This window comes from uncultured Clostridium sp. (genome assembly GCF_937920395.1).
Lineage (GTDB): Bacteria > Bacillota > Clostridia > Clostridiales > Clostridiaceae > Clostridium_AD.
On record NZ_CALEVF010000097.1, the window covers coordinates 1 to 6259 of the forward strand.

A 6259-nucleotide genomic window follows, 5' to 3' on the forward strand; every position below is an offset into this window, starting at 1 on the left:
ATACAAATACCTATCATATAAATATTCTTTTTCATTAGTTATCCTCCATTTTCATTAACGTTATTATAGATATTTAAAATAGAAAAAAGCAGGTACCTCAACGCTTGAGATATCTGCATTTATTATGGTGCTCCATCAGGGAATTGAACCCTGGACCCCCTGATTAAGAGTCAGGTGCTCTAACCAGCTGAGCTAATGAAGCATGTTAGACAACTTCTTTAGTATATATTATTTTTATGTGTTTGTAAATACTTTTTTTATAAAACTAATAGATAAATGTGCATCTACTAGTTTTATTTAACAAATTATACTATTATTTTATATAGTTTACATTATTTTCTCTTCTTTTTGGTGCATTAGTTACTTCTATTTTTTTATATCCTAGGCAAAATGAATGTATTTGTTTAAATCCTTCTGGAATTTCTAGTTCTTTAATGAACTCTTTACCTTTTTCACTATTTAATAGAATAGCAATAAGACCAACCCAACATGAACCAATTTCTAGCGATTCTGCAGCTATTAGCATATTCTCGGTAGCAACGCCACAATCAACTGAAGCTGAACTACTATTTATATTCCCCGATACTAATACTACCGTTGGTGCATTATAAAATACATGGAACTTTTCATTATCAGCAAATCTTCTAATATATTCATTATCGGAGTCTTTTGCAATTTCTTTAAAAGCATCACTTAATCTATCAATAATGTCTTTTCTTTGTATTACAGTAAAATGCCATGGTTGCTGATTATTAGCACTAGGTGCATAAATGCCTGCATCTATTATCTCCGTTAAATGTGCACCATTAATTTGTTCTGGTAAAAATGCTCTTGTACTTCTTCTATTTCTTATATTTTTCAAAGTTTCATTCATAATAACTCCTCCTAAGTGTATTTATTTTTTTAAGCTATAGTCACTAAAATAATACTATATCACATTTTCTCCATTAAACGCACAGAATCACTCATTTCTTGTTAAAAAAATTAAATCTATGCTATAATTATAGTTATTAAATTTAAACATAAGAGGTGACACATAATGATAGATATAAATGATAAGTTAGAAATAAACAATAAAATTACACATTTAATAGAAAATTTAAAAACTTCAGATGATAAACAAAGATCCGCTATAATAAACAAACTATCCCTGGATTATAATAATGCTATTCCAGTGTTATGGTCAAAAATAACAACCGAGGATGACCCAAGGACATTACTCTCTGTTATGAGAGATATTTTAAAAAAGGAAAAGCCAAAGGGAATGTTTAAAAGAACTATCGGCAACTCAAAGGAAAAGCTTATTACTCTTCTTTCTAATCCCGATCCAAAGGTTCGAAAAAATGTATGTGGTGTCATAGGTGAACTAGGAGACCCTGCATATTTAGAAGGCTTATATAACGCCTATAACGCCGAAGAAAAACTATTTGTGAGATATTCATATGTGCTAGCAATAGGTAACTGCGGTAGCGCTATTGATGGCGAAAAGCTAAAGAAAATGTTTGAAGAAGTAGTTCAGAATGAAAAAGCTTCAAAAGATAATGACTCGTTAATTACAACCAATAAACATATTAATGAAGAAAAACTAGCACTTACAAGAGCAATAGATAAATTATCTCCAACTGATCGCCACGAATTTAAAGGATTCGATGCACCTGTACCAATGTTACTCACAATTATGAATTATCAATATCAGCTTACTTTAGCTGAACTTGATGAAAAATCAATTGAAGGTAGACTTGTTAATGATGGCATACTTATCTGTGAGAACAATTTAGACAAAATTTATACCTGTAGGACTTTTTATGAACTTTTATATCCTTTAGGTGATTGCTCTGACGTGGAGTTTGATTATAAGATAATTGCATCTGAAATTATAAATGCAGACATTGTAGGCTTTTTAAATGGGTGTCACGATAATGAATCGAATACACCTTTTGGGTACAGAATTGAATTTAAAACTATGGACTCCAATAGAGATAGATCCGACTTTGTAAAAAATTTATCTAGAGAGTTAGACGAAATTTCCTCTGGGAATTTAAGAAATAGCCCATCCTCATATGAAGTTGAAATTCGAATACTTGAAAAAGATAATCTTTGTAATATATATATTAAGCTATATTCCTTTAAAGATGATAGATTCGACTATAGAAAGAACGACCTAGCTACATCTATAAATCCAGTAACTGCCGCTATCGTAATAAAATCTATAGAGCAATGGCTAGAACCTAGTGCTAAAGTTATAGATCCATTGTGTGGTGCAGGAACAATGCTTATAGAAAGATCTAAATTTGAGCAATCCGAGTCTTTAACAGGAATTGATATATTTAGAACCGCTATAACCGCTGCAACAATAAATTCTAAACTAGCTAATGTAGACATAGAGCTTATAGCTGATGATACAATAGAATTTGTTCCTTATACTCTATACGATGAGATTATAACAAATATGCCTTTTGATAATAAATCTACCACTCATAACAAGTATGCAGACCTATATAGTGCATTTATAACTAAAATTCCAAGGCTAGTAAAACCAAACGGAATGGCATTTGTGTACACAATAGAAAAAGAATTATTCAGAGAAAATCTACTAGATAGTGATCACCTTGAATTACTTAAAGAAATAAAAATTGAAAGTGGAAGACTTACACCTCATGTATTTGTTCTACGAGTAAAATAACAAATTAAAATTGTGTATAAAAAAACAAATGCACCTACATACAGGTACATTTGTTTTTTTTAGTTTATTCTTCCCACCAAGTATCTTTTGTTGAAACTGGTAAATGCCTTTTATGTTTAGATACATTGTATAACTTCAATATCTGTGCCTCATATTCGTCAGAGATATCTTCGCCTCTTAAATACATACAAACTTGATGATTTAATTCTGTTACTTCTTCTAAATTTGATTTATTATCCCACATACCACTTGTAGATACCTTATCAATTATAGATTTAGGAGCATTAAATATTTTAGCCATTTCATAAATTATACCTTTTGTTATCCCAGCAAGCGGTTTTACATCTGCAGCATCATCACCAAACTTAGTTACCATTCCTAGAGTTAATTCAGCAACATTTGAGTAGCCTGCAACTAAAACATCATAAACTTCAGCTATTCTATATGTAACTGTCATTCTTATTCTAGATTTTGTATTTCCTATATCTACTTTTGAAGAAGGTAAATTATGGAGAAGATCAAGAGATTCATTTACAGGTCCTGTTATATCATATGTTCTAAATACATCAGGTTGTATGGTACGCTTCTCAATTTCTAATTCTGCTATATCCGGATTAATTCCAAAAGGAAGAGATAAATTGATTAGCTCAAGTCCTGATTTTTTAATAAGCATACTAGTAACAAAACTGTCTACTCCACCTGTTAGGTTACATACGTAACCTTTTTTACCAGCAATCTGCGCATATTTTTTTAAGAAATCACAAATTTCCTCTATCATTCTATATGCATATTTTTCATCCGACTCATCTTCAAGAGGACAAGGTATACCAAATTCATTCGTTATCTCGGTTTGTTTAGTTTTATTCATTTCGTTCCCCCTTACACTTATTTTATACTTATTATAACACACATTATATATATAACGTTAAAACATTAACACTATTAATTATTATGATGATGTAACCTATAATAATCTTTATAAAATGAACTTAGAATACAACATTTATTTTACAACCACACTTTGGACATAAATCATTGCAAGTATTAACATTAATATGGTATCCATCCCTTTCGATAATTTTATATCCACACTTTGGACAGTATGTTGAGTTATCAATACTCGCGACATTACCCATATATACATAATTGAGATATTGCTCTGCTATCTTTCTATCTTCATTTATTACCTCAATATTTGTAGCAGGGTTTTCCATTTTATAACTCGGAAAGCATCTTGATAGATGAAGTGGAATATCTCTATTTAATGAAGCTATAAACCTTGCAATTTTTTCGACCTCAAGGCTAGAATCATTTTCACCATTTACAAGTAGTGTAGTTACTTCTACATGGCACTCTTTTGATGCCGTCCTTATAGTACTTAGTACTGGTAAAAGACTGCCTCCACACGTCCCACTATAGTACTCATTATTAAATGATTTTAAATCTATATTCATAGCATCCACATAAGGAAGTAGTTTCTTTATAGGCTCTTCATTTATATATCCATTTGTTACTAATACTATACTTATATCTTTAATTTTCTCTTTTAACAGCTTTGATGACTGGTACACATATTCATACCAAATGGAAGGTTCATTGTATGTAAATGCTACTCCAATATTATCTTCTAGGTCTTCGTAAACTTCCACTAATTTTTCTGGAGATAAATATTCACTTCTTGGTCTACCTTGCGATATTATATGGTTTTGACAAAATCCGCAACTAAAATTGCATCCAAAACTCCCAACTGATAATATATTGCTACCAGGTTTAAAGTGATACAATGGCTTTTTTTCTATTGGATCTTGAGCCATAGAAGTAATTTCTCCGTAATTTGTTGTGTAAAGAATTCCCTCGTGATTTACCCGCACATTACATTTTCCAAATTCACCATCGACAATAAAACAGTTATGAGGGCAAAGTTTACAATTTACATCACCTCCTATTTTCTCATAAAACAAAGCTTCTTTTTCCATATTTTCATCTCCTAGATATGCCGAATAACCTCAAACTTCTCTATAGAATAATCATCATTTATTAAGATACCAGCTTTATTAAGCACAATGTTTATTTGTTTATCTATTGTGTCAATGCCCTCAAGATCTGGCAATAATAATCCACTATTTTGACCACTTCTAACAATTACTCCATACTTCTTAGGATTTAGTTCTTCTTTTGAAGTTTTTATAGGCTTTGTTAAAATATCTACTGAAAATACAATATCATTAAGTTCTTCTAAAATTACGTTATTAAACCGTGGGTCGCCTTCTCCTGCTGAAACCGCATTTTGCATTATTTCTTCTGCAATATTTTCTGATGTTGGAAAAATGGTGCCTATGCACCCTCTTAATACTCCGAACTTTTTGAGAGATACAAAAACTCCTCTTTTGTTATTTATCATTTCACAAGTTACATAACCTGGTACATCCATATAATTGCCCTTTGCTAAATAATAGGTAAGACTTTCCCTCGCAAGACGTACATAAACATCCTCATTCTTTAGTCTCATATTATATTTTTTTTCTTTTTCTTTAGTTATTTCTGATAATATATCTCTGTCTCCTTTTTTAAGTTTAAATTCCATTACCGCATACCCGACTCCAAATGTACCTTCATAAGAAAGAAGTTCTCCCACTATATCATAACCATCCATTGCTCCAAGCATTATATAATAAGATCTCAAGCCACATTCTCCAGCCTTTTGTATCATTTCAGCATCCATATTAAATATGGAAGCTACATCACCATTTTTTAGTAATCTTATTATCCTCTTATCAAATTTTTCTCCATATGGATTGTATTCATATGGGCCTTCATCTTTAAGATGATGAGAAAGATCACCACTTGCTATAAACACAACATTTTTATTACTTTTTTGTACAGCCTCTTCTATTAATTTACCAAATTTATATAACTCAATAGGATTAATGCCACCATATGTAATGTGCACAAACTTAAAAAGTTTGTATTTATTAAAAACAAAATATAGTGGAACTATACATCCATGATCTAGTTCATATTCCCTACCATATTGTTTAAGGGTACTATTTGTTGCCCTTACAATTGGTATATTGATTTTTTCTGCCCTAACCATGATTTCTTGTGTAAGGTCCATATCTATCTCAAAACTCATAGAAACTTCTTGAGCTCCAAATTGCTTTAAACTTCCTGCTATAAATGGTTCAAAAGAGACTGCTATAGCATCAGAAAACATAGTACCATGTGGTGTAACCATTATTATTACCTCTGGTTTTAAATCAGCTATTTCACGCCCAATTCTCTCACATGCATCATATGTGCTTTTTATCTTCCTTTCTTCCCCATGTCCCACCTCTGGAATTAATATAGGGGGATGTGGCATTGCAACATAAGCTACTATTTTACCCATTATCGTCACCTCTCATATTTACTAATAAATATATTTTGCCCACTACTTTAAATTCATATCCATAAATTTTTTAATAATTAATTATTAATTTAACTATTAATCATTAATTCAAATTAAATTAATGGATAACATAAAAGGGGCCGTCTCAAAATAGAAAGTAATTTCTATTGCGAGATGGCTCTTTTTTT

General features: G+C 30.9%; 5 protein-coding genes and 1 tRNA gene. 1 reads left to right on the plus strand and 5 read right to left on the minus strand.

Going from position 1 to position 6259, the window contains the following annotated elements; all coding sequences use genetic code 11:
* Positions 1 to 125 precede the first annotated feature (125 nt).
* Positions 126 to 202 (minus strand) — tRNA-Lys (locus Q0649_RS08900).
* A gap of 111 nt (positions 203 to 313) precedes the next feature.
* Complete coding sequence (locus Q0649_RS08905; RefSeq protein WP_298840443.1) at positions 314 to 874, minus strand: nitroreductase family protein; 561 nt, start codon at positions 872 to 874, stop codon at positions 314 to 316.
* A 165-nt stretch (positions 875 to 1039) separates the two neighbouring features.
* Between Q0649_RS08905 and Q0649_RS08910 the strand changes: the two genes are divergently transcribed.
* Complete coding sequence (locus Q0649_RS08910; protein ID WP_298840446.1) at positions 1040 to 2683, plus strand: methyltransferase; 1644 nt, start codon at positions 1040 to 1042, stop codon at positions 2681 to 2683.
* A gap of 64 nt (positions 2684 to 2747) precedes the next feature.
* Here the strand turns inward: Q0649_RS08910 and nadE are convergent, their stop codons facing one another.
* From nadE to amrA, 3 genes are all read right to left on the minus strand, one after another.
* Positions 2748 to 3551: an NAD(+) synthase gene (nadE, locus tag Q0649_RS08915; protein ID WP_298840450.1), complete on the minus strand. Its 804-nt coding sequence runs from the start codon at positions 3549 to 3551 to the stop codon at positions 2748 to 2750.
* A 121-nt stretch (positions 3552 to 3672) separates the two neighbouring features.
* Positions 3673 to 4659 (minus strand): AmmeMemoRadiSam system radical SAM enzyme, encoded by a 987-nt coding sequence (gene amrS, locus Q0649_RS08920; protein ID WP_298840453.1) that lies wholly within the window; start codon positions 4657 to 4659, stop codon positions 3673 to 3675.
* 11 nt (positions 4660 to 4670) lie between these two features.
* Positions 4671 to 6071 (minus strand): AmmeMemoRadiSam system protein A, encoded by a 1401-nt coding sequence (amrA, locus tag Q0649_RS08925; protein WP_298840458.1) that lies wholly within the window; start codon positions 6069 to 6071, stop codon positions 4671 to 4673.
* Between the last annotated feature and the right edge of the window lie 188 nt (positions 6072 to 6259).